Raw genomic sequence first — 24,694 nt, 5'->3', positions numbered from 1 at the left:
TAACCAAATGTTTTGCATAATCGGACGCGGGTTGTTTTACCAGTTCTCGTTCAAATAGGATTTCATTTTCTTTCGGGCCCGACTGAGCGCCACCCAGGTATTTACCCTTTCAATATCCAATGTGTTGCAGATTGCTTCTGTGCTGTATCCTTTCATTTTTAATCGAAGTACCTCTTTTTCCCTATTGCCCAAAACACTTAGTCCCGAATTAAAAACACTGATCAGTTCATCTGCATTGAGCAACTCGATTATCTCGGCATCATCGGGTTTGTTTGTCTGATTTTCCAATTCGTACCAATTGGGATGATCGGACAATCGCAAGGCATCGTGCATAACCTTTCCTTGGCGGGAGTAGGCTTTTCGATAATAATCCATGATCTTATGATGTAATATGGAAGTTAGCCAAACACGTTCCGTGGATTGTCCCTTAAATCGAGGAGCAGAGCGCAAAGCTGCCAAAAATGTATCTTGTACAACATCCTCTATGGCAGCTTCCGGCAGCTTTCGCCTGGCCATTGCAAAAAGATAGGTTTTATGTTGTACGGACCATAGTTCAGGGTTTAACTGAACCTTTTTTTCTGTTATTGTTCTCATGGCTTCGGTTATTTTTAAAATAGTGTTTTGTGTTCTCGGATTTTCTTTTGATGGAAATCTATACTGCTATTATTGGCCGATAGGAGTTTTTTATACTCTGGGCGTTTTTGTATAAACTTCACAACCTCTGGGTTTGTCGGCACAACAGTATAATCCGCTCTTAAAGAGTATTCCAAAACCCTTTCGATCAAAGCATTTCCGACCTCTGGGCGATTTAGATGTTTACTGATTTCGAGCTTTTTTAAATTAATCTGTTGCTCTCCGATCATATCGTACTCCAAAGAAGCAAGTTGACCACGAATATGAAATTGGAAATAGTTCTTGCCATCGTCACTTTTAAATACCAATGGCAGTCTATTGATATTGGTGTTATTAAACATGACCCATACTTTTTAATCTGTAGTTTTAATTTATCCATCGGTTTATGAAAGGGAGATACGGAGCCGTACCTCCCATCCATTTCAACTAAACAAACACTAACCAGAACTTTTATTAAACTTCTCTGTTTTCTATCTCTTTAAATCAATCTTCGGCAAGGCTCTTTTGTGATTCCAAAATTTCTTCGAGTTGATTGGTCGTGTATATCTCGCTTGCCATCATGGCATAATTGGTTTGTGCCGCTTGGTCCCCGTCCAAGCCAGGGAGTTTGGCAGAGGCTGTGGCATCGCCTACCACAGCAAGTTCAAATCCACATTCCAAAAGTTCTCGCATATGGGATTCCACGCATAGGTTTCCGGACATTCCGGCAAGTATCACTTTATCGATTTTTTGCTTTCTAAGCTGAAGTACCAAGTCGTTGTTCTCCGGACCGAATACTTTATGTGGTCCACAAACGGTAACTTTCTCTTTGTTGTTGATATATGGCTTGTAAATGGGAAGCCAATCTGCCCCGGAACCTTCAAAACCCTCTACATTCAATTGATCTCCCCTATCGAACATATTGATATTGTGCATCAATTTCTCCAATGCACCCTCAAAACGCCATCCATGATCATGTTGGTAATAATAGTGCGGTGACACAAATACATGGATACCGTTTTCCGCACCTAATCTAAACAGGGTTTCAATATTTTCAATGGTGTTATTTTCCATAACACTTTGGCCCACCGCCCCCCACGCAACCCCTTCAGGGCTTAAAAAATCGTTTTGTGGATCAACAATTACGATCGCCGTATGCCGGTCTATTTCAAAACCGGTTACCGGAAGCTGTGCTTCCTTTTTACCTAAAATTGCTCTTTCCGTAGAGTTGATGGATTCCATAATGTTTTTGTTTACAGGTTTATTTCTTGATTTATAACACTGTAAAACTCACAAAATGGGAAGACCCATTTTATTTGAAATTTGCCATTATGTTCTGATTTTGCGGTTTTGTCCTGATTTAAAATTAAAAACCGTTCAAAATTGGTTTTTTGGACACTGCACAGTTATCTGAGCAATGGAAATTACCGACATGGCAACGGTGGAAGATTTTTTTTATGATTGGATACCATTCAACATAAGAGCCATACCAAACCAGTGAAGGATACTCCAACAAATTTTAAAAACAAAACAAAACATGGAAATGGCCTAAAATAATACTACAAGTAATCGCATTATTTCTTCTTGGATGGATCACTGGAAAATTGAAGATACGATGCTCCCTGCACCTTTCTGTCCGGAAATTTAGCTTCCTTTTCCTCTTCGGGCATGGATGGGTCTATAATAACATCATCAGCTGGCTTCCAATTGGCCGGTGTAAGTACCTGGTGTTCCGCATGTAGTTGCAGTGCGTCTATTGCCCTTAATATTTCATCAAAATTTCTACCGATGAACATGGGATAGGTAAGATGAAGCTGTATCCGTTTATCAGGGTCTATTATAAAAACGGACCGCACTGTTTTTTTATCGGAAGCACCTTGTTGGATCATTCCAAATTTATGGGCAATCTCGGCCTTTGCATCTGCAATAATTGGGAATCTCACGGTAACGTTCATGGAATTTTCAATATCCGATTTCCAACCCAAATGGGAATCCAGGTCATCAACACTCAACGCAATAGCTTTCATGTTCCTTTTCACGAATTCCTCTTCCAATTGTGCTACCATGCCCAGTTCGGTGGTACAAATGGGCGTATAATCCTCTGGATGAGAAAAAAACAACCCCCAAGACTCACCCAACCAGTCGTAAAATTGGATTTCTCCCTCTGTGGTGACTGCCTTAAAATCGGGCGCCAAACTACCAATGCCTAAAGTCATTTACAAACGGTTGATTATGAGTACAAATTAGAAATAATTCTTCAAATTACTCTATATTTAGAGCTATAATTATAACCAAACCGCTCATGACCCTTCAAATCCGTTCCATTATTGTGGATGATGAACAACGTCACCATGATATTCTTGGAAAGATGTTGACTACATTTTGCCCTAATATTGAGCTGGTTGGCGATGCTTTTTCTGTGGAAGAAGCTGTGGGCCTGATCAACACGGAACAGCCTGCCTTGGTGTTTTTGGATATTGAAATGCCCGAGGGCAATGGATTTACCTTGTTCGACCATTTTCCGGAACCTAATTTTGAAGTGATTTTTACAACAGCACATGATCTTTATGCCATAAATGCCATTAAGTATGCTGCACTGGATTATCTTTTAAAGCCCATAAACATTCAAGAACTGAAAAACGCTGTATCTCGGGCAGGTAAAATTTTGGCCAAGCAGGCACCCTCTAGGGAAGAAGAATATCAGGTACTTAGGGAAAATACCAAATTGCAGGACCATAATTATACCAAAATAGCCCTACGCTCGTCGGAAGGCATTGATTTTGTGGAAGCCAATCGATTACTGCGAGTAGAAGCCAACCATGTGTATTCCAACTTTTACCTGGATAACGGAAAAATGATCATGGTTTCCAAACCTTTGGGAGAATTTGAACCTTTATTGGAGTCCTTTAATTTTTTCAGGGTACATAAATCCCATATGGTCAACCTTAACCATGTAGAAAAATATGTTAAGGGCAAAGGAGGGTATCTTGTTTTAAAAGATGGATCCCATGTGGATGTATCGGTGAGGAAAAAGGAAGCCCTTCTAAAAAAATTAGTGTAAATCGTTTGGAAAGCAGAGCTCTACTTTTGTACCAGAAGGCTTACCTTTCTTTTCCAGGTCCACGACCTCGACACTGAACAAATCCTGTCCAAATTCCATGTTCAAGAGTTCTAGGCGCGCCTCAATATTGGACATGGCGATAGATCTATGCCGGCTCTCCGAGATAGCCGAAGCCAATGCCCTTCCAATACCATTGTCCTCTATTGTACAATGTATGGTATTCCCTTTTTCCCTAACCTTTAAAAGCAACCTTCCCGGTCCAGTGGATTTACGAAGACCATGAATAATCGCATTCTCCAGATAGGGCTGCAGGAGCATAGGTGGAATCATAATATTTTCCGGAGCCTCAACATCTATATCAATCCTATATTCGAATATATTGTTGAAGCGGGTTCTTTCCAGTTTTAAGTAGGTATCCAAAAATTGTAGCTCCTTGGATAGAGTTATATGGGCAAGCATGGAATTCTCCAGGTTTTGTCGCATTAATCCAGCAAACTCCGATAGATAATCCAATACCCTTTCGGTTTCGTTTGCCAGTACAAATTCTTGGATGGACGACAGGGAATTGAAAATAAAATGTGGGTTCATTTGGGAGGACAACATCTTCATCCGGGCTCGCAAGGCTTCCTGTTTTTGTTGATGGATCGCATTTTGATGGAATCGAGATGCCGAAATAACGGACTGAACCCTAGCTTTTAGAATTTCGTGATGAATCGGTTTTTTGATATAATCGCTTGCTCCAAGATCAAAACATTTTGCCAAAGTTTCATCTTCTTCCTCAGCACTAATAATGATTACCGGAATTGATTTATAAACAGAATCCGATTTGACCTGTTGCAAGAGTTCCAGACCGCTAACACCTGGAAGGTTGATATCCAACAGTACCAAATCAAATTTTTGGCTTGCCAATCGTTGGAACAAAAACTGTCCTTTTGGGATAAAAGAGATGTTATAGCCTACTTCGGCCAAGACATGGTTTACCAGTTCCAATACCTGTCGGTTGTCATCCACAACCAAAATAGAAGTATCCTTATACATTTAATGTATTCGTTAAAAAATTCTGTAACGCTACTTCATCACCTGTATAAATGGCATCCTCCAATTTATTCAATATTCCGGCAGGCAGTATTTCACTTAAGGATTCTGCGACTGCAGCCAATTTTTCCGTTTCAAAAATGGGCAGTTTTCGCAAGGTTTCCAGCGCTTGCTCTTTTTGATGTTGTTGTTGATCATTCAGAACCGTTTTGCCAGTTGATTTTGTACAGGACACTTCTGGAAGGAAACTTTTTAGAAGTCCCACGAGCTTGGGTACATTTACGGGTTTGGTAAGGTAAGCGGTAAAACCTGCATCTACGGCAGCATCTTGGTGTTCTTTGAATGCATCTGCGGACAAGCCTATTATGGGTATATCCAGGTTAAAGCCTCGAATCAACTTTAAGGTCTCAAAACCATCAATTTCCGGCATGTGAATATCCATAAAAATAATATCGGGGTCATATTGCTTTGCCATGGCGACACCTTCCCTACCGTTTGAAGCCAGTAAAATTTCCGATCCCAACTCGGCAAATAGGGCCCTGATCATTTCTTGGTTCATTAATTGATCTTCCACTACCAAAATTTTACTTTTGGAAGGTATCCTATAGTTGGCCATAATGGTCTCGGGATTATCGAATGGCATTGGCGTGGCCTTTAAATAGGGTATCTTGATCGTAAAGATGGTTCCTTCCCCTTCCGTACTCTCCACACTAAGCTCTCCTTTTAAAATATCCACTAGGCTTTTGGTAATTGCCAACCCAAGCCCTGTTCCGCCGTATTTTCTGTCCTTGCCCGCATCGGATTGTGTAAAGGGTTCAAAAATTCGTTCGAGGTCTTTCTGTGGAATCCCTATACCTTCGTCAGCTACTCGGAATATCAAAAAGTCGTTATCTACACGCAAATCCAGGTGCACGTTCTTGGATGCCGGGGTAAATTTTACCGCATTGCCCAAAATATTCATAAGGATCTGTTTTATTTTACCACGATCGGAACGCACATATCTTGGTGTTCCCGGAGACAGACCATAGATTACCTTTACATCCTTGGACTTTGCCATACTATTCTGAATCCTATATACCGAAAAGAACAGCTGCCTAAGATCCATATCTTCTTGCAAAAGGGCGGTTTTGCCTGCTTCTATCTTGGATAAATCCAATATGTCCTGGATTATCTCGGAAAGTGATTCTGCACTTTGATGAATATTGTTCAAATACCTACGAAACGAATTGGTTAGATCAAGTGACTTGCTTTGATTGGTAAGTATCTGAGAGAATCCAACAATTGCATTTAGAGGTGTACGGATCTCATGGCTCATATTGGCCAAAAATTGTGATTTGGCACGGTTGGCATTGTCGGCATCGTTCTTGGCAAAAATCAAGTCCCTTTCCGCCTCTTTTCTCATTTCTATTTCGTGGCGTAAATGCTGGGTCCTATTTTTAATTTTCTCTTCCAGTGCCTGGTTAAGTTTGGCCAGTTCCTTTTGGGAGGTCGCCAACTCATTGTTTAAGGTAACGGCTTGTTCATAAAGGGTGGAATTTGTAATGGAAATTGCTGCTTGTGCCGCAACTATTCGTAATACTTCCAGTCCTCCTTCTGTAAACATTCCTGTAATATGGCTATTGGCAATGTACAGTACTCCTACCAGATCTCTTTGTTTTATTAAGGGAAGTAACAGCAGCGACCCCTTAAAATCTACTGTCAGATCTTCTGAATTGGCACAATATTCGGTTAAATCATCAATGCACAGCTCCTTTTTAGTCGTTGCTACATGTTCTATTAGGCTAATGGGCAATGTTCTGCAATCTTCGAGAGGACTCTCCGAAAATTGTGCTTCTGTTGGAACAGTAAGATCTATAAAGGCCGTAACATGTAAAGAGGTCCCGTTTCTTAAAACCAGTGCTCCTTTGTCCGCTCCGGCATTTTCCATCACAATCTGCAATAAACTCTCCACAAGACGGTCCCTATTCACTTCTGCCGATATGGTTTGCGTGGCCTTGATCAAACTTTGAAAATCGAAATTTTTAATGTGCTGGGAATGGGTGTTTGCCTTCTCTTCAAAATTCCCGTCGAACTCATTACCCTGCAAAGGAATGCCCCATCCTGCTTTGGCTTTTTCGGATTCATTTTTTAAGGCTTGCTTTATAAAAACAAATCCTTTTTTTGGTAGGGTACTTGAAATTATATCGCAAAACATGGCCCTAATATGGAATTGTCCATTTTTCTGTGTCCAAAGCAGTATATGTTCTATCTGCTCGGACATATTGGTATAATCTCCCGATTTACAAGCTAGTAACAATTCTACCATTTGGTACTCTGCCCAAAAATTGTGCGATGCGGCCTTCGCCCAACCACTTAGTTGTTTCTGCCTTCCCTTAACTCCTCCCAAAACTTTTGATGTTGGGTTGCTATTGACCATTAATTCACATACGGACCGTAAAACCTGATATTTAAAAAATTGTGGTTCGGAAATCAGATGTTCCAATTCTTTTTGATGGTCCTTAAAGTGGGCTAAGGCTTTTTGATAATCTCCCTTAATACAATCTACCCAACCTAAAAATATGTGAAAACTTGCAATGGCGGTCCTGCAATTACTATCTTCCAATAACTGCAGGACCTTTGTTGCTGTGTTTAAGGTGCCGGTATCGTTCCCGATCAATCTTTGCAAAATAAATTTGATGCCTTGTATTTGGGCCAAATGGACTGTATTGCCATGTATGCTGAAGGAATCTATCGTATCGTTACAGACCCTGAGCAATTCCAACAGATTAGTGCCCGAGAGCAATTGGTTTCTAATTTGGGCATATTGCAGGCTACTTGCCCCATAAAAGTCCCCTCGATCCACATTATAAGCGATGGCTTCATCCAGTTGTGTTTCCAGAGTCTGGTAATCGGCCATAAGCGGACCCATCGCCATATGATAAACGGACATGGTTTTGGAGAAATATTTACCCGGCTTTTCCGATTGCAACCTTTTTAAACCAAGAGAGCTAAGTTTCTCGCCCAGTTCAAATTCATGATATCGGTGGCACAAAAGCGATCCTAAATGTACCAGTATGAAAGGAGACGAATCGCTGAAACCTTTTTTAAACATAAGTTCGCCCATGGCAAATAAAAGATGGGTATATAGAGTATGATCTATCCGCTTGGCGGAAGTACACATATTCACCATAATTTCCAAAGCATACCGGTCTTTCTTTGTATATACTGCACTACCCAATAAATCGTTATTAAAATCCGTAGGCAGCACCTCAATAAATTTGAGGTATGCACTCTTGGTTTCACTAGGTTTAGAGAAAAGGTTCATTTTGGACCCCAATACCTTCAACGCCCTAATTCCTTCCTGGGTATTCGACTTATATAAAGAGTAAGCTTCAAAAAATGTAAGGTTCAGCAAATGAACTTCGCACTTTTTATAATCATCAGGGGCATTATTAATTGCCTTATCAGCATATACCCTGCCCTCTTCCACCTGTTTTAAAAGGTAGGACGCCTTTGCCATTTCGAACAACACTTCGTAGGCATACCTATCTGTCCTAAATTTAGTCTGAAGATCTAGTGCAAAACTCAAATTTTGTTTTGCCGTTAATGCCGAGTTTGAGTTATTTGCCAATTGTGCCGCTTCCAAAATATATCCAAGAGCAACGGGAACGATATTATCCTGTATATGAGCTCCTGAACTTATTAAATGCTCTACAAATTGATTTAGTGATATGGCATCGACAATTCCTTTGTTCTCCATATGAAATAGCGCAATACCATAGTGCAGCTCTTCAAAAGAAACATCGAACCCAGGAATGGCAAGGTGCAATGCAGCCTGTTGAATCTTGTTGTGATTAAATACAAACTGATTTGGTGTAGCGTCCAACTTTGAAATTTGGCCAGCTTCGGTCAACAGTTCCAAAAGCAGAACAACGATTTCTTGGGGAAAACCACTCATAGAAATCAATAATGGAATATTAAAGTTTCCATTGTCAAAAGCGGCAATTTTAAGTATAACTTGGGCCTGATACGATTGCAGGGACAATTGTTTTTCGTAGATGGCCAAGAGGTTTTCAGCTAAATCTTGCTGTTTTACACTACTCAGATTGTACTGCCATCGTTGGGCCACGGTATCGTAGGTCAAAGCTTTATTTTCGTGGAGCGAATACAGGAAGTGTTTTATATAATAAGGGTTTCCGTTGGTTTTTTTGTGAACCAGTACTGCAAGGTCATGGATTTTGCTTTGCTCTTCGGAAAGCGCATCGGCCACTACTTGCTCAGTGGCCTTTTGGCTCAATGGACTTAAACGTATTACAGGCACGTTCTTTTTGCCCGCCACCAAAGAGCGTTGAAATTTGAGCAAAGGATGATCCTCTGTTAGTCCCTCCGGATTGTAGGATAGCACAAACAACACCCTGTGGAGCGGTGCCCACGCCATATATTCTATAAGTTTAAGGGAGGATAGATCGCTCCATTGTACATCATCTATAAAAATCACCCGTTTTAAACCGATTCCATCCAATGTTCGGCAATACCGTGCAAATAGATTTACAAAACGATCTCCTGTTTCCAATGGATTCAAGGATTCTGGTTCCGGTAGTTTCCCGGTAAGTTCCTTTAAATCGGGGATAACCTCAAATAATGCAGATAGATCGGAACCTAGTCCATTTATAAAAATGTCCCGGATCTCGGAATGGCTCTTTCCTGATTTAAGCAGTATTCGCTGTGCTATGTTTTTAAACGCTTTTTGGAATGCACTATATGGGGTGGATTGGGATTTATCAAAACTGCCTACGGTAAAGAGTGTATCCGAATCGGTAATTTCAGCTTCGAAAGCCTTGGCCAAAGATGTTTTACCTATACCGGCCGCTCCTTCCACAAACGCTACGGAAGCAGGTCCATTTCGCACATCCCGATAAACCTTCATTAATTGCTGGAGGGCAGCTTCTTGTTCCAGAATGGTATCAGAAATGCGAATTACCCCAGGATTAAAATTGATGCTCAATTCTGGGGAAACATCAAATTCTCCTTTGCCGAATTGATGTTTTAAGTTTTCCAGATCCCTCAATACCCCTTGTGCCGACTGGTACCTATTTTCCGGCTTCTTTTCCAACAAAGCATTGATGATCTGATGGATACCCGTATGTTTCCAAAGGGTGTTTATAGAGGCATCATATGGTTCCGTTAAATGTTTGTGCAATACTTCTTGCTTGTCTACAGCTTTAAAAAAATGTTCTCCGGTTAGCCAATAATGCATCAGCGCTCCAAATCCATACAGATCAGCTTTAAAATCTGGTCTTTGCTTACTACGAGTACTAAATTCGGGGGCCATAAAAAAGAAATCATCATCCTGATAAGCGGCCAAGTCACTTTTGGCGTACTCTTTTTGAAACAAACTGAGACCCGTAATGAGCAATTTTCCATCCGAATCCACCATAAATCTACTGTTCTGTAAAACGCCAAAACAGTATTCCGATTTATGTACTTCCGAAATGGCGGAAGCCAATACAATTGTTCGATTTAGAAAAGACTCAAAATCCTTGTCTGTTTTAGGGGCTATTGGAAATTTTTTTTCAGGAACCGGTATTTGATAGATCACCCTATTGCCAGGCAATATTTGTATTTTATTTATTGCAAATTGCTCGAACAAAGTGGTCTTGGATAATTGTTGCAAAAGGACGGTTGCAAGTTGGGAGGTCCCTTTTTCCTCAATTTTCCAGATATCTGGATGCAAACTCCACTCAATATCTACATCTTTTATTCTTATCCGATTCATTGGGTACGTATTGGACTACAATTTACTCATTTATACGTGATTATAGGATACGTTAAGAAGGTAAACCGTAACGTTTAGAAGATCGCACTTTTTAAAAGGAGTCCAAAACAACGGAAAGAATACTGAAAAATGATAAAATCCAACACATTGGTAAGAAAACTGTCCGCATTAAGAAACTCCAACTAGTTACCTCACCTATGCATCAGTAATTTTGAAATGTGTTCAAGGGGCGATCCTGCAGGGCCCTTAAAACAAGAAGCATATAAGATAATTGATAGGCAACCCTGTCCGTTGCAGCTAACCCATATAAAAAGAAAAGCCATGAGATATATCAACCACATCAAAAACTCCCATATCAATAGAAAGGAAATAAAACAGACGATCGGAAACTCGACCGTTGTCCTTTTTCTTATCCAGGACACTAAAAACCAAAAAGATAGCACTGATGGGGCAGATACTTTTGAATTTATCTATTCACTCAACACAGCTCCCGATTTTAACCCTACCGCACCTTTGGTGATCGGTATGTACAATGGAACATTCGGTTTAATGAACCTTGACATGGATACCGATAAATTTGTTCCTGTACCAATATTGGAAACCCCGCTTAGCAACCAGCTTGCACTTTACCTGATCCAGGAACTATTGATGAGTCCCATGGACAGACAATCCCATTTGGAGAATATGATAGTTACCCTGGGCGATTACTTGGTAAAAAGAGAGAACATAGAATCGCAGTTGAACTGTAAACTAAAAATGGGGTTGACTCCTTTTCAAATACATAAGATACATCGATATGTAAAAAAACATATAGATCGTCCTGTTCTAACCTCTGAATTGGCCAAATTGGTTGAGCTGAGCATGCATTATTTTACTCGTGTATTTAAAAGAACCACAGGTGAAACACCACATCAGTTTATAACTCGAATAAAGCTGGAAGAAGCTAAAAAGCTTCTCATTTCCACAGATGAAAGTGTTATTCAGGTCGGTCTCGGGGTGGGTTGTGAAAACCCTAGCCATTTTTCCAAACTATTTAAATCCAACTTTGGTATACCACCCTTAAAATATCGAAAAACATTTCAGAACAACTTAGCCATGCTGAATTAAACCAGTGATTCATCAACCCTTATTCTTTGTAGAAATGTTATTGGCCAAATTCCTTAGAAGACTGTCTGTTTCAAGGTATAAATACAGTGCGCAGAATGCGGAAAACCAGGAAACACTGAACAAGGTTCAAGAAGAACTGGAATTTAACAATGATGAAACCGGTCTATTTATTTAGAAAAGACCAAATCATAAAAACAATCAAATTATTGTAAAATCAATTAATCTTTAAAATTATGAAATCAATTTTATTCAATCCTATTGCTTTGTACATTTTCCTTCTTGCTTGTGTCCCCTGCGCCCATGCTCAAATTCCAGACCCCGGATTTACAGTGGACAACACCACGGCCATTGTTATAACCGACCCTCAAAATGATTTTTTGAGCCCCGATGGCGTAACTTGGGGAGTCATTGGAGAGAGTGTGATTAAAAACAATACCGTTGAAAATTTGGAAACGCTGTTCCAATTGGCTGAAGCACATGGAATTCAAGTATTTATTTCTCCACATTATTATTACGAGCACGATCACAAATGGAAATTTGAAGGGGCATTGGAAAAACTAATGCACGACATAGGAATGTTTGACCGAGGCGACCAGCTCAACAAAGAAGGGTTCGAAGGATCCGGTGCTGATTGGCTTCCCCGATACAAAAAATACATCAACAAGGATTTTGTAACGGTCGTAGGTCCCCATAAAGTGTACGGGCCCGAGCAGAACGATCTTAGCTTGCAGTTGAGAAAGCAGAAAATCGATAAGGTTGTTTTGGCAGGAATGTCCGGAAACCTATGTGTAGAATCGCATCTAAGGGAACTGCTGGAAGACGGCTTCGAAGTTGCCGTAGTGGTAGATGCAACAGCTTCTGCCGTTGCTCCCGGATATGATGGAAACGTAGCCGCAGAAATTAATTATCGTTTTGTGGCCAGCCATGTGTACACCACGGAAGAATTTAAGCAGTCGCTAAAATAAAAGCATCAGAAAACAAGAACAGTCACTAAAAATTGGCAGGGCAATATTGCCCTGCCATTTGTGTTTTGTCACAGTTGAAGCAAATCAATCCATTCCATATTTTTGGGGTCGAAACAAAACAAAAGTGTATCCTTTATCCGTATCGAAATACGTTTGTTCAATATTCATTTCGGACTCTTCGGCTACCTCTTCAATATCGCTCAAAAAGAACTTTTTGGAAATTTCGGTATGAATCGCTTCAAAGAGGTCAAAAGAAACTGTGAATCCTTGTGAAAACTCAACAATTTGTTTTTTTAAGCTTACTATTTGACTGGATGCCACGCCCGTAAGTGGGTCATAATATGGAAAATGATCAAATTGCCCAAGGTTGAAGTTTGCACCCAACTCCCTGTTCATCCTTTCCAGTAAGTTAAGGTTGAATTGTTTGGTTATGCCTTTACTATCATCGTAAGCGGCCATAATTTTTCGAGGATGTTTTACCAGGTCGAATGCCACCAAAAAATAATCGGTATCCTTTAGTTTGGATTTAACGAAGGTAAAAAGCTCAGAAATATCACTGCCGGTGTAGTTGCCAATATTGGCCCCTAAAAACATGACAAGTCTTCCATCTTGCGTAGCTGGCATGGTTTTGTAGGTCTCAAAATAATCACCGGCCACACCTTTGTATTTTATTGGCTCTGTTTCACTTTTTATTTCTTTTTCGTTTATGGCCAGGACATTGTCGGAAATATCCATGGCCACATACTCGAGCGAGTTAAAATGCGGCTTAAAATGTTTGAGCAAGTGCTTGGTCTTGGTGCCATCTCCCGCTCCCAGCTCCACAATTTGCAAACGGGAGTGGACCAATGCAATATCGCGGGCCATTTGGACACTTTGGTTTTCAATGATCTGCATTTCGCTACGAGGAAGGTAATACTCCTCCAAATTCATTATTTTTTGATACAGGGCATCTCCCTTTGCATCATAAAAATACCGTGAAGAAAGTGCTTTGGGCGACTTGCGCAGACCTTCTTTTACATGGTCGAAAAAATCGGACATTCTAATTTTGGTTTTTTACAAGTCGGATCCCAGAAAAGGCCCATCTGCTGGATGCAGGGAAAAAATTACGGTATGTATTTCTTAGGTGGTCATGTGTTGTGGCAACGGATGCTCCCCGTAATATCATTTGGTTCAGCATAAACTTTCCATTGTATTCGCCTATTGCACCCTTGGCCTGGGTAAAGCCCGGATATGGCAAATGTGCCGAATTGGTCCATTCCCAAAGTTGGCCCCATTCAATCTGTTGTGAAGCAACCTCCCACTCAAATTCGGTTGGTAAGCGCATCCCTTTCCAATTGGCATATGCATATGCCTCGTACATGGATATGTGGGAGACGGGCAATTTTAAATTTATTTTGTCCAGTCCGTTGAATTGATATTCGTACCAATCACCGTTTTTATGATGCCAGTGCAGAGGGCTATCGATACCATTATTTTGGATGTAATGCCAACCTTCATCGTGCCAGAGATTGAAGTTTTTGTAACCTCCATCTTCCATAAATTCCAAAAACTCCCCCTTGGTCACCAACTTGTTGCTCATCTGAAAATCTTGGATAAAAACTTTATGGGACGGCCGTTCGTTATCAAAACAAAACGTGTTGCCCTGATGCCCGATTTCATATAATCCTTCCGAAAAGGAAAGCCATTTCTGTTCATGGGACTCTTCTTTAAGACCAAAATAATCTCCTATCGATGGAAATGTGGGCTGAGTGCCTAAAATATACTTGATATCGTATGCCAATAATTCTTGATGCTGCTGTTCGTGATTGATTCCAATTTCGACCAATTGTATCACCTCAATATCGGGCTTGCCATCCAACAGTTCCTGAATAGCACTTGTTACATATTTTCTATACTCATAGATGACCGAAACACTCGGACGGGTCATAAAGCCCCGATCGTGCCTAAGGGTCCTTTCGCCCAAATTATTATAGTAACTATTAAACAAAAAGGCAAAGTCAGGGTGAAATACCTTATAGCTTTGGTCAAAATTTACCAATACAAACTGTTCAAAAAACCATGTGGTATGGGCCAAATGCCATTTTGGAGGTGATACATCCACTATGGGCTGCACTACATAATCTTCTGTTTGTAAGGGACTGCATATGGTTTCAGTTTTTTCTCGAGTCTTTAAAAACTGTTCGGTAAGGTTCATTCTGTGCTATATTTTTCTGATTGATTAAAACTGGACGGTTTTCCTATTTGTTGATTTGCTTTACAATTTAGTCAAAGATTCCAGCATTGTTGGTATCAATTCTGAAACAGTTGGGTGAGGTTGTACAGAATCCCGTATTACCTCATAACTCTTATCGGCATACATAATGTTGATAATTCCGCTGATTATTTCATCACCGCCCACTCCCAATATAGTGGCGCCCAATATTTTTTTTGTGTTGGCGTCCACCACCAAACTCATATAGCCTTCGGTTTCACCTTTTTCCTTGGCGCGTGCTATCTTACTGAACGGTCGATGCCCAATCAGGACATCCAATCCTTTTTCTTCTGCTTCTTTCTTTGTTATCCCGACTCTACCCAAGGGTGGGTCCACAAAAAGGCCATAGGTTAAAATTCTATCGGATACTTTACGGTTTTTACCCTCGAACTTGTTTTCAGCGATAATTTCGTAATCATTGTATGCGGTGTGCGTAAAAGCGCCTTTTCCATTGCAGTCGCCCAAAGCAAATATCCCTTGGATGTTGGTTTCCAAATGATCGTTGACCTCTATGAATCCTTTTTCGTTGGTTTTTACACCGGTTTTATCGAGTTGTAAGTTTGCGGTATTGGGCCTTCTGCCAACGGCCAGTAAGAGATGGCTGCCTTTAATTTCGATAGCTCCTTCTTTAGAACAATTAATTTTGGCAACAATTCCACCGTTCTCATCTTTTTGGGCGGCAATACATTCTGCCCCTAATCTAAAGTCCACGCCTTCTTTCTCCATAATACGCTGGATTGTTTGACTGGTCTCCGGGTCTTCCCTCCCAATTATGGCGCTGCCCCGTTCAATTATTGTGACTTTAGCACCCAATCGGGCAAACATTTGACCAAATTCCAGACCTATATAACTACCTCCAATTACCACTAAATGTTCTGGGATTTCCTCGAGCTCCAAAATACTTTGATTGGTAAGGTAAGGAACATCCCCATAGCCTTCTGGTATAAATGCACTCCCACCAACATTAATGTAAATCTCTTCGGCCGTTAAAAGTTCGTTGTTTACGGCAACCACTTTATGGTCCTCGAAATAAGCTTCGCCTTTAAAAAAACTAATATTTTTATTGTTCTTCACTCCTTGGGCAATACCATCTACCGATTTTTTTATCAGAGCGTCCTTTCGCGCTTTAATTTTGCCCAGATTGGCTTTTGCTCCAGTGGGGATTTCAATACCGAGTTCGTCGCCATGTTTCGCCTCCCACATGCGCCGAGCACTGGCCACATAAGTTTTGGTGGGCGTACATCCAACATTTAAACAGGTCCCGCCGAAATGCTCCCGTTCTATAAAAGCAACTTTTTGCCCTTGGGAAGCTAGCTTGAAAACCAACGGGGTTCCCGCCTGTCCGGATCCGATAACGATAGCGTCAAAATTCTTGATTTCTTTAGTGTGCATATTTCGTTTTTAAGTTGTGTTGTTTTCTGACCATTTGGCAATGGATCATTCTTCTATGATTTTAAGTCGTTCTTTTCCCCGATAGTTAACCTTTATCTTTTTTTAATGGCTACCTTTCTCCTATTCAATAAAGAATCTTTCTGATTTTCAGCCATTACAAAAACAACATTGACCCTATCAATTCTTCCTTGGGTATGCTACGATTTATCCAAAACTCACGAATTAAAATCTTTGCTTCGAACAAGCCCCTACTACACACTTACTAATCTTTGCGATTGTAAAACAAGATCGAAATAACAATAAAGCCCAACCCGGTTAGTCCTGGAGCTGGTATAGCTGCTTTGTATGAGATAAAAATCATGGCCAGGGATATGAGCAACAATAAAACGAGCAATATATTTTTCATGGTGTATATAGATATTGATGTATTGATTGATTTGACAAGTAAGGGGAAACAATTGACCTTTCCCTATTTGAAAAAGGCAAGTACATTAGAACGGGCCTTCGCTTTCAAAATACAAGATACTGGTTTAAAATTGGAACAAGGTTTGGTATATCTTTCTTTCGGTTGTGTATTAAAAAAAAGGCCATTTCTTTTTACAAAATGGCCCTTCGTAACAACAATCACTATTATGAACTTTTAGTTAGCTGTAATTGTAACCCTGATCATCTGGTCGATTGTGGGGACATGGGCACCGACCGTTTGTTCTATTGCAATGGTTCCATTTTCTTCTTCACCTGTATTCGCAGCAACTTGACGCGTAGGTTGATTGTTTCCAGCACCGGCATATTCATCTACCTCTGTACCGGCATCAACTAGTTCCAATCTATCGGTAATATCTCCGCTAGTGGGAATTCCGTTATTAAACAAGTTAATTTCATTGGCGCCGATCAACCAATCATTGGATTGTACCAACATGGTTGCAAATGATAAAACATCCCCCTCACTTGCTGTAAACTCAAAAGAATAGGATTCTCCCGGAAAAATTGGTCCAGGCCCAGATTTTCCGACAGGTGTATTAAAAATATTGTCAAAACCTGATGGATTCCCATCTTCAGCCATTGCCTCCAAAGCTTCCGAAGCACTACCTCCAATACTATAAACAGCTCCATTTACGCTATAGGCACCTGGTGCAAAAGGTGATACAAATCCACTTTCCGAAGTAAACTGAGTATCCAAAATCGAATTATCACCGTCTTCCGCTATACGCTCCAATCCTTCAGATGATTCAATCCCAGCTGTAAACAATGGGGTTTGTTCTGGGCCACTAACTACCCAAACTCCCGGTGCCAATGGAGTTGCAAAACTTGCAACGTTAGAAACATTTTCTATGGTCATTGTGAACTCTGTTCCCCCATCATGAGTTAAGGTTACCTTTATTACCTCAGCCACTTCCGGATATACAAAACCATCATTCACTTCGGAAATGAGCTTAACTGTACCGTTTTCATCGTCTCCAGTATTTGGCCCTGCTTGCCTTGGAGCCTGATTCACCCCGACTCCTGGCTCCTCATTGACCTCAGTACCAGCGTCCCATAGACTTATATAGGAGGTAACATCTCCAGTCAATGCCTCGCCATTTTCGTTATAAAGGGGAACTCCTGCTTCATCAAAGCCATAAAATAGGTCATTGGATTGAACAAACATGGTAGCAAAATTTAAATAATGCCCTTTACCTGCATTAAAGGTGTAGGATTCTGTATTCCCTGGGGCTATAAATCCAATAGTTCCGTTCACAAAATATTGCTTGGTTTCAAATGTGTTTTCAATCGTGACCACAAAATTTCCTGAAGGTATCTCTGGGGAAGCATTACCATTATCATCATTACTGCAACTTGAAAGGCCTATTAATGCGGTCAAGACCAAACTTCTTAAAATAAAACTCGTTTTCATTTATTCTTTAATTTTTATATTATTTGGTCATCGGACCATTATTTTGATATGAAAACTTGTCGCCCATTGTTTTTGTGCCTTACGATAAACTTTTGTTAAAACCCAAAACAGGAAAATACCAACAGTGGGCTTAAGTGACGCTATAAACTGTTTTTATCACTTGTTAAGCATACAACCATGATTTTTTATAGTTTAATTCATTGCAAAGTGTTAGGACGGTCCTTTTAATCCGACTATGCTCACCCAATAAAATGTATTCCACTGATGAAGTATTTGCTGTTATTCACCATTCTGATCCAAACCATCACCTTGGTTGCGACCCCAACAAAAGACCATGGTAAGCTTATGCCATACGAGACCAACGGGTTCCAAAACCCCACCTACCCGGACCATACGCTTTGGCAATTCTTATTGCAACAGTATGTGGACGATACAGGACAAGTTGACTATAGCGGGCTCTTAAAGGAAAAGCACGTTTTGGAATCCTATGTAAACATCCTGAAAGAGAAACAACCCTCCGGAAATTGGAGCAGAAATGCAAAACTGTCCTATTACATTAACCTGTACAATTCCTATACGGTTTTATTGATCTTGGATAATTATCCAACTAGCAGTATCAAAAAAATCAACCAACCGTGGGACCAAAAATTAATCCCACTAGGGGGTAATGTGATCTCTTTGGGAGACCTTGAGCACGAGATCCTTCGAAAAATGGATGAACCAAGGATTCATTTTGCGATAAATTGTGCGTCGGCTTCGTGCCCAAAACTATTGAACGAGGTCTACCTGCCGGAAACCCTGGACGAACAGTTGGAACGCGTCACTTACGAATTCATTGAATCTGATAGAAATCGAATTGAAAAAGACCATTTAGAACTCTCCAAAATATTTAAGTGGTACAAGAACGATTTCTTGGACGGTGACATACGAGCTTACATAAATACCTACACCAATGTAAATATTGCCGAGGATGCCAAAGTAAGCTATTTGGAATACGACTGGAACCTGAACGGTAGGTAACAAAACTTGTTATGATCAGTATTATTATTCCGGTTCTCAACGAATCCAAGGGAATCCGCAAATTGATCGACCATCTTAATGCCAATGCGTTTGGCTATGTAGGGGAAATTATTGTGGTCGATGGTGGAAGCAGTGATGAAATTGGAGTGCAACTGACCGGATACTCGAATATCCGATATGTACAATCCAAAAAAGGGAGGGCCAGGCAGATGAATGCCGGTGCAAATATTGCCAAGAGAGACATTCTCTACTTTTTACATGCTGATAGTTTCCCCCCAAAATATTATGACCGGGCAATTTATGAGGTACTCCTTGTAAACAAAAACATCAGGGCCGGTTGTTTTAGGCTTCAATTTGATAGTGATCACTGGTGGCTAAAACTCATGGGGTGGGCAACTGCGGTCAATCATATATCTTGTAGAGGAGGTGATCAGTCCCTTTTTATGGACCATGACCTATTTTATACCCTGAACGGCTTTAATGAGGATTATGAAGTTTATGAGGATATTGAGCTCATAAAAAGAATCTACAAAAATACCCGGTTCAAAGTGGTCAACGAACCCATTGTTACTTCAGCGAGACACTACAACAACATAGGGGTTTGGAAGCTTCAATGGCTACATTTGCGGATTTATGCAAAAAGATGGTTCGGTGCAGATGCCAAAGAGTTAAACTTTTTTTACAACAAGAGCCTTAAATATCTTAAAAGCGGAAGCCGTGAATAAGACCGCAGCCCAACTAGTATACTTCTTTAAAGTGGTTTAATTACCTGTTCCGACCCATTATGGAAGGAATTTCGAATTCATCCGACCATTACATACATGAAACTGGAAAAGATATCATTTAAAAATAGGCAAGGTCATACATTATCGGCAAAATTGGAGTTACCGTTAACTTCGCCCAAATTGGGTTATGCCTTGTTTGCCCATTGCTTTACCTGCAACAAAAACCTTACTGCCGTCAGGAATATCAGTAAGGCTTTGACCAAAAGTGGTATTGCTGTTGTTCGATTCGATTTTACCGGTCTGGGTGATAGCGAAGGTGAATTTGAAAACACCAATTTCTCTTCGAACGTAGAGGATCTTGAGGATATGGCCGCCCATATACGTGAACATTACGAGTACCCTTCCATGCTTATTGGGCATTCTTTAGGAGGTGCTGCCGCTATTTTTGCGGCCGCCCGTTTACCTCAACTAAAAGCGGTGATCACCATTGGAGCTCCTTCGCAGCCGGAACATGTATCCCATTTGTTAAGGGATAACATAGATCAAATTCTTATGGATGGTGAAGCGTTGGTATCTATTGGAGGTCGAGATTTTAAGGTTAAAAAGCAATTTTTGGAGGACATTAAAAATAAAAATATGGTCCCGATCCTCCAAAGTATAAAAAAGCCTTTATTGGTAATGCACTCACCGCAGGACATGACCGTGTCCATCGAAAATGCCGCTAAAATCTATCAATCCGCAAAGCATCCCAAAAGTTTTGTCTCTTTGGACGGTGCAGACCATTTACTCTCCAACAAGGAAGATTCTCTTTATGCTGGCAAAATTATCGCAGCGTGGTCCCATAGGTATCTATCCCAAAATTAATCGAGCATCATGAAAAACTTTGATCAGGAAATCATTTTTATTTACAATGCCAAATCGGATGTTTTTAGTGTGGTAAGTGATTTTGCCCACAAGATATTTTCTCCATCCACCTATCCATGTTCGTTGTGCCAACTAACCCATGGTCATGTGGGAGTCAATAAAAAGTGGGCCTCATTTTTGGAAACAATTCCATATAATAAGAGGTTTTTACATAGGGACGAAGCTCTAGAGGTCAATATTGACCTCCTGAACAAACAGTTGCCCATTATTCTGGTAAAAAAGAACACTGGAGAACTATATACACTTTTAAATGCATCGGAATTGGGACAGTTAACTTCGGTAGATGATCTTATCGAAAGGATAAAACATCTTCTAAACAAGTAGTCGAAGTACTCCAAAAATGTTTTGGTACATTAAGAGATACTCTTCTTTCAATGTACAATGCTAAATCATTGGTGGTGGTTAGGCTTCTCAATATATCAAACCAAAAGATCCTTAGCCTCTTGTAAAAGTTCAATGCGCTCCGTGAGACCTATCGACAAAGGCAGTTGCGCCAATCCCAATATACGCCTAAGTATCTCTGTAGCCATAAATTGAAAACAGAGCTCCTTTTGCAGTGGCGCCCTGTCCATGTAACTTTCAAGAGCTTTGTTAAAAATTATTTGTGGCTGTGCGGCCAATTTTAAGTGTGCCAAGGTTACCCCGATCTCAAACTCGGGTTCACCAAAAAAACAGAATTCCGGATCAATGATCCTAACACCTGCATCTGTTTTTAACCAGCTACCGGGAAAATAATCCCCGTGCAGCAATACACTGCCATCCTTTAAATAGCGCTCTCCCAATTGCTCCACCTTCTTTAATAAGGGCACATCCTCTTTATAGCTGTTGCCAATTTCATTTAACCCGGGAAGTATATCATCCAAATTCAACCCATTGTTTTTAAGAAATGGGTAAATAAAAATGTGTTCATGGTTAAGTTTGCGCATTTTACGATTGGGAAGTGATCTGCCAGTTTTGCCCAAATGGACACTGGTATGAAGTTCGGCCACAAATCCAATTATTTCTTGCAATTCAACCTCATCCAAACTACTTGCTTCCTCGTACAGAAATGAATAATCCACACCCTCGCCCAAATCCTGTAATTTCAGAACATAATTGTTCACATCGACCCCAAGGAGTGCCGGCATCTGCCGTTTAAGTAAATTATGGTCGGCCACTAAGTTGTAGAACTCTGACTCCCTCATTGCTCTATCCACAGGTGCCGAAACCTGTGGATACTTTTCTACATAATCGCGGCTTTGTTTTAGGATAAAGCTGCCTTGATCCGTCCTTACTCTAAGTGTAAAGTTCATATTCCCTTCTCCGGGGACTTCCACGGCAGTAATATGTTCATTTATCCCCAACCATTTTTGTCGATGGAGGTACTCTTCCAGCTCTTTTATATTCTTGGTGATCTTAATCATTTAAAATGCTGCTTTTACACTTAATTTTCGTAGGTTTTCAGGAGGCTTTCCATCAATTTTTGATGGTATCCGGGAACAACATCGTAGCAGTAAAGAATCGGATATCCCTCTTCTTTATCACATAAAAGATATTGTTTAAAGTACTGGTTGCCCTTTTGTTCCCTCATATCATTTTTATGGATTTCCAATCGTGCCACAAGGGGTTCCATAACCAAATCTTCCGGCGCAATAAGATAATGGCTGGCCAGCACATCGAACGGATTAAAACCTACATCGCCAGCATCTACCCACTGTTGCAACCATGGTCTTGATTTTTCGGAGAGCCAATTATTTCCGGGGGTTCCGTTTTTCAAATCATCTAAATCCTTGGCCGTTAACCAAACTTTATTTGAAATTTCAAATGGGCATAGAACCACTTTTACCCCACTCTGAAAAAGGATACGGAAAGCATCATTATCTAGGTCGAAATTAAGATCGGGAGCGTGGCGAACCGGACTTCCAATTTCAAAATAAGAAGTAGGGGTCCTACGTCCAGCGACCAGGACAACTTCTTGAATCCTTGGTGCCAGTTCTGGGTACTTTAGCAACAACAAGCCCACATTAGTTGCTGGCCCAATGGCCAATATGGTCAATGGCTCCCTACGCAAGGCTTCTGCCAGGGATTCTACCGCGTTGTTCGTTCTTATATCCTGCAAATCCAATTTTTCGCCCGCACCCTTGTACACGGGAATGGGATATGGTGAAAATTCACTTACCATTTCCTTGCTAAGTCTAAATGCATCATCGATCTTGGTATTGCCAAACACAGCACTGATACCCACGACATGAATATGGTCTGCTTTGAATAATTGTAGTACGGCATAACCATCGTCCACATCGCTATACCCATCTCTATGATACCTTTTCATTCCCACTGCTAGATCGGTATCGACCCAAACCCTTTTTTTAGTGAAGGACTCCCCACCCCATGTATCAGGCTCGGTGATATTGGCCTTGCCCCGGGTAACATTGGCCGCTACTGACAAGGTTGCACTAATTGTGATTATAAATATTAGTATTGGTAATTTATTAACTCTCTTCATTTTTGATTGTTTTGTTCAGTTTACATTTCCCACCAACTCTTTATATTGATGTTATCCCCTCCCAACCTAGATACGGCCTGTTCATAGTTCTCCCTGTTGGCTGCTTGTTCCGATTCGGGATACAGATAACGTGATGGGTATCTATCGCTGTTAAAGTTGTCTATTCCAGGGCTGAGCTCCGGTATTCCGGTACGACGGATATTGAACCATGCCTCGTGCCCTACCATAAATAGACTCAACCACTTTTGGGTAAGGATTTTTTCCAGATTCTCGTCCATACTCCCATTGAGCGCAATAACCTCCCTAGTGAAATAATCTCCCGGGATTTCTGCATTGTAATATTCAAAATGTGCCCTAATACCGTTTTCGTAGAAGGTTTGGGCATTTCCGGTGATAAATCCCCTTTCCGTAGCTTCGGCCAGGGCAAACTGCACTTCTGAATACAACATGAGCTGTGCATCCACTCCATCGGGAACCACCCGAAACCTATCGGACATATTGGACACATCGTTCAGTACAATTCCCATTTCGCTAATTGTCTGGGTACTTAATCCGTTGGGCATCCCCTTGAACTCCGGTGTACCGTTGAGAAGACTCTCTTGAGTAGGGTTAAAGAATACACCTATCCTGGGATCGTCCCATTCTTTTAATATCCGTTCCACCGTTTCACTCATTTTTAGACCTTGATAAATACCTGTTGATGCACTGAACAAGGGAAACTGATTTGGAGCGGAGCTCAGATAGGGCAGTATTGCATTATCGGCATTCGATTCCATAAGTTTATTGCCATTGGCCAATTGTTGCAGTCTGTCAAAATCCGAGGTTCTCATGCTTACTCGGAGATAGTACCGCACTTGGAGTGAATTAGCGAACCGCACCCATTTGTTCAGATCATTATTGAACATGATATCCCCACGGATACTTTCGGTGGTATTTTCAAGTTTGACTGCAGCTTTTTCCAGTCGGGCAAGAATTCCGTTCTCCGGGTCTATATAAATACGCTCTTGTGTATCATATTCAGGTGTAAAGTTTGCCTCCGAAAAACGTATGGCATCGGTGTACGGGACATCTCCCCAAATATCGGTGAGTTGTGAAAATAGGTAACTGCGAAGAATTTCGCACACCCCATCATAGGCATCATTATACCCTGGCAAGGTTTTCATTGATTCCAAATCGGCCAAAAGGCCATAGATCAAATTCCAATATCCGCTATTGCTGCCCAGTTCATATCTATCTATGCGTTCAAACTCAATATCTGCATTAAACTGTGCCAAATAGTTATTGAGCCTTAGACCTTGATTGTAGGTATGCTCATTGCTGAAATCGGCAATTACATTGGTCAGCAAAAACTCCGGGCTTACCTCTTGCGGCTCGTTCGGGTTCTCGTTTATGGATTCAAAATCCGTTGTACAACTGATATTGGACAAGCAGATACAGATTAAAATCAGAGATATATTTTTCATAGTTT

21 protein-coding genes are annotated in these 24,694 nt (G+C 40.8%); 8 read left to right on the top strand and 13 right to left on the bottom strand.

What is annotated here, in order from left to right:
• Window positions 1-36: 36 nt before the first annotated feature.
• The 4 genes from AB9K32_RS03300 to AB9K32_RS03285 form a co-directional block, all read right to left on the bottom strand.
• Window positions 37-594 (bottom strand): sigma-70 family RNA polymerase sigma factor, encoded by a 558-nt coding sequence (locus tag AB9K32_RS03300; RefSeq protein WP_252079474.1) that lies wholly within the window; start codon window positions 592-594, stop codon window positions 37-39.
• Between the two features lie 14 nt (window positions 595-608).
• On the bottom strand, window positions 609-974 hold the full coding sequence (locus tag AB9K32_RS03295; protein WP_369884336.1) for a GNAT family N-acetyltransferase: 366 nt from the start codon (window positions 972-974) through the stop codon (window positions 609-611).
• A gap of 142 nt (window positions 975-1,116) precedes the next feature.
• Window positions 1,117-1,854 carry a cysteine hydrolase gene (locus tag AB9K32_RS03290; protein WP_338194474.1) on the bottom strand — a complete coding sequence of 246 codons (738 nt, stop codon included), beginning with the start codon at window positions 1,852-1,854 and terminating at the stop codon, window positions 1,117-1,119.
• Window positions 1,855-2,186: 332 nt separating this feature from the next.
• Window positions 2,187-2,828 (bottom strand): peroxiredoxin, encoded by a 642-nt coding sequence (locus AB9K32_RS03285; RefSeq protein WP_224837081.1) that lies wholly within the window; start codon window positions 2,826-2,828, stop codon window positions 2,187-2,189.
• Between the two features lie 86 nt (window positions 2,829-2,914).
• Here AB9K32_RS03285 and AB9K32_RS03280 point away from each other — a divergent pair, with 86 nt between their 5' ends.
• Window positions 2,915-3,673 carry a LytTR family DNA-binding domain-containing protein gene (locus AB9K32_RS03280; RefSeq protein ID WP_224837080.1) on the top strand — a complete coding sequence of 253 codons (759 nt, stop codon included), beginning with the start codon at window positions 2,915-2,917 and terminating at the stop codon, window positions 3,671-3,673.
• Here AB9K32_RS03280 and AB9K32_RS03275 read toward each other — a convergent pair.
• Together AB9K32_RS03275 and AB9K32_RS03270 are read right to left on the bottom strand one after the other, a co-directional pair.
• Entirely contained in the window at window positions 3,665-4,711 is a 1,047-nt protein-coding gene (locus tag AB9K32_RS03275; protein WP_224837079.1) for a response regulator, read from the bottom strand. The genes AB9K32_RS03280 and AB9K32_RS03275 overlap by 9 nt on opposite strands.
• On the bottom strand, window positions 4,704-10,463 hold the full coding sequence (locus AB9K32_RS03270) for an ATP-binding protein (protein ID WP_369884335.1): 5,760 nt from the start codon (window positions 10,461-10,463) through the stop codon (window positions 4,704-4,706). Before AB9K32_RS03270 ends, AB9K32_RS03275 begins: the two co-directional genes overlap by 8 nt.
• A gap of 321 nt (window positions 10,464-10,784) precedes the next feature.
• Here AB9K32_RS03270 and AB9K32_RS03265 point away from each other — a divergent pair, with 321 nt between their 5' ends.
• Genes AB9K32_RS03265 through AB9K32_RS03255 form a run of 3 tightly spaced genes read left to right on the top strand, consistent with a single transcriptional unit; the run spans window position 10,785 to window position 12,535 of the window.
• Window positions 10,785-11,570 (top strand): helix-turn-helix domain-containing protein, encoded by a 786-nt coding sequence (locus AB9K32_RS03265; RefSeq protein ID WP_338194462.1) that lies wholly within the window; start codon window positions 10,785-10,787, stop codon window positions 11,568-11,570.
• Window positions 11,571-11,574: 4 nt separating this feature from the next.
• Window positions 11,575-11,745 (top strand): hypothetical protein, encoded by a 171-nt coding sequence (locus AB9K32_RS03260; RefSeq protein ID WP_252079470.1) that lies wholly within the window; start codon window positions 11,575-11,577, stop codon window positions 11,743-11,745.
• Between the two features lie 58 nt (window positions 11,746-11,803).
• Window positions 11,804-12,535 carry an isochorismatase family protein gene (locus AB9K32_RS03255; protein ID WP_224837075.1) on the top strand — a complete coding sequence of 244 codons (732 nt, stop codon included), beginning with the start codon at window positions 11,804-11,806 and terminating at the stop codon, window positions 12,533-12,535.
• 84 nt (window positions 12,536-12,619) lie between these two features.
• Here AB9K32_RS03255 and AB9K32_RS03250 read toward each other — a convergent pair whose 3' ends face one another.
• The 4 genes from AB9K32_RS03250 to AB9K32_RS03235 all read right to left on the bottom strand — a co-directional run bounded on the left by AB9K32_RS03250 (window position 12,620) and on the right by AB9K32_RS03235 (window position 18,072).
• Entirely contained in the window at window positions 12,620-13,573 is a 954-nt protein-coding gene (locus tag AB9K32_RS03250) for an L-histidine N(alpha)-methyltransferase (protein WP_224837074.1), read from the bottom strand.
• 1 nt (window position 13,574) lies between these two features.
• Window positions 13,575-14,729, bottom strand: coding sequence for an ergothioneine biosynthesis protein EgtB (gene egtB / locus AB9K32_RS03245; protein WP_369884334.1), 1,155 nt, complete (start codon window positions 14,727-14,729; stop codon window positions 13,575-13,577).
• 60 nt (window positions 14,730-14,789) lie between these two features.
• Window positions 14,790-16,178: an FAD-containing oxidoreductase gene (locus AB9K32_RS03240; RefSeq protein ID WP_369884333.1), complete on the bottom strand. Its 1,389-nt coding sequence runs from the start codon at window positions 16,176-16,178 to the stop codon at window positions 14,790-14,792.
• A gap of 640 nt (window positions 16,179-16,818) precedes the next feature.
• On the bottom strand, window positions 16,819-18,072 hold the full coding sequence (locus AB9K32_RS03235; protein WP_338194449.1) for a spondin domain-containing protein: 1,254 nt from the start codon (window positions 18,070-18,072) through the stop codon (window positions 16,819-16,821).
• A 264-nt stretch (window positions 18,073-18,336) separates the two neighbouring features.
• Here AB9K32_RS03235 and AB9K32_RS03230 point away from each other — a divergent pair, with 264 nt between their 5' ends.
• The 4 genes from AB9K32_RS03230 to AB9K32_RS03215 all read left to right on the top strand — a co-directional run bounded on the left by AB9K32_RS03230 (window position 18,337) and on the right by AB9K32_RS03215 (window position 21,065).
• Window positions 18,337-19,092 carry a DUF547 domain-containing protein gene (locus AB9K32_RS03230; protein ID WP_338194447.1) on the top strand — a complete coding sequence of 252 codons (756 nt, stop codon included), beginning with the start codon at window positions 18,337-18,339 and terminating at the stop codon, window positions 19,090-19,092.
• Window positions 19,093-19,103: 11 nt separating this feature from the next.
• Window positions 19,104-19,817, top strand: a complete 714-nt coding sequence (locus AB9K32_RS03225) for a TIGR04283 family arsenosugar biosynthesis glycosyltransferase (RefSeq protein ID WP_338194444.1) — start codon at window positions 19,104-19,106, stop codon at window positions 19,815-19,817.
• Window positions 19,818-19,913: 96 nt separating this feature from the next.
• A complete protein-coding gene (locus AB9K32_RS03220) occupies window positions 19,914-20,681 on the top strand; it encodes a S9 family peptidase (protein ID WP_338194442.1) in 768 nt (255 codons plus the stop codon).
• Between the two features lie 9 nt (window positions 20,682-20,690).
• Window positions 20,691-21,065, top strand: coding sequence for a GTPase (locus AB9K32_RS03215; RefSeq protein ID WP_338194438.1), 375 nt, complete (start codon window positions 20,691-20,693; stop codon window positions 21,063-21,065).
• A 95-nt stretch (window positions 21,066-21,160) separates the two neighbouring features.
• Here AB9K32_RS03215 and AB9K32_RS03210 read toward each other — a convergent pair whose 3' ends face one another.
• The 3 genes from AB9K32_RS03210 to AB9K32_RS03200 are packed head-to-tail and all read right to left on the bottom strand — an operon-like array spanning window position 21,161 to window position 24,689.
• On the bottom strand, window positions 21,161-22,144 hold the full coding sequence (locus AB9K32_RS03210; protein WP_369884332.1) for a phosphotransferase: 984 nt from the start codon (window positions 22,142-22,144) through the stop codon (window positions 21,161-21,163).
• Between the two features lie 20 nt (window positions 22,145-22,164).
• Window positions 22,165-23,226, bottom strand: coding sequence for a nucleoside hydrolase (locus AB9K32_RS03205; protein WP_369884331.1), 1,062 nt, complete (start codon window positions 23,224-23,226; stop codon window positions 22,165-22,167).
• 20 nt (window positions 23,227-23,246) lie between these two features.
• Complete coding sequence (locus AB9K32_RS03200) at window positions 23,247-24,689, bottom strand: SusD/RagB family nutrient-binding outer membrane lipoprotein (protein WP_369884330.1); 1,443 nt, start codon at window positions 24,687-24,689, stop codon at window positions 23,247-23,249.
• Window positions 24,690-24,694 lie beyond the last annotated feature (5 nt).

The sequence above is a fragment of the Allomuricauda sp. XS_ASV26 genome (genome assembly GCF_041224615.1).
In the GTDB taxonomy this organism is placed as follows: domain Bacteria; phylum Bacteroidota; class Bacteroidia; order Flavobacteriales; family Flavobacteriaceae; genus Flagellimonas; species Flagellimonas alginolytica.
The sequence above is the reverse complement of the archived record's forward strand: the minus strand, read 5'-3'. Positions and strand labels throughout refer to the sequence as shown.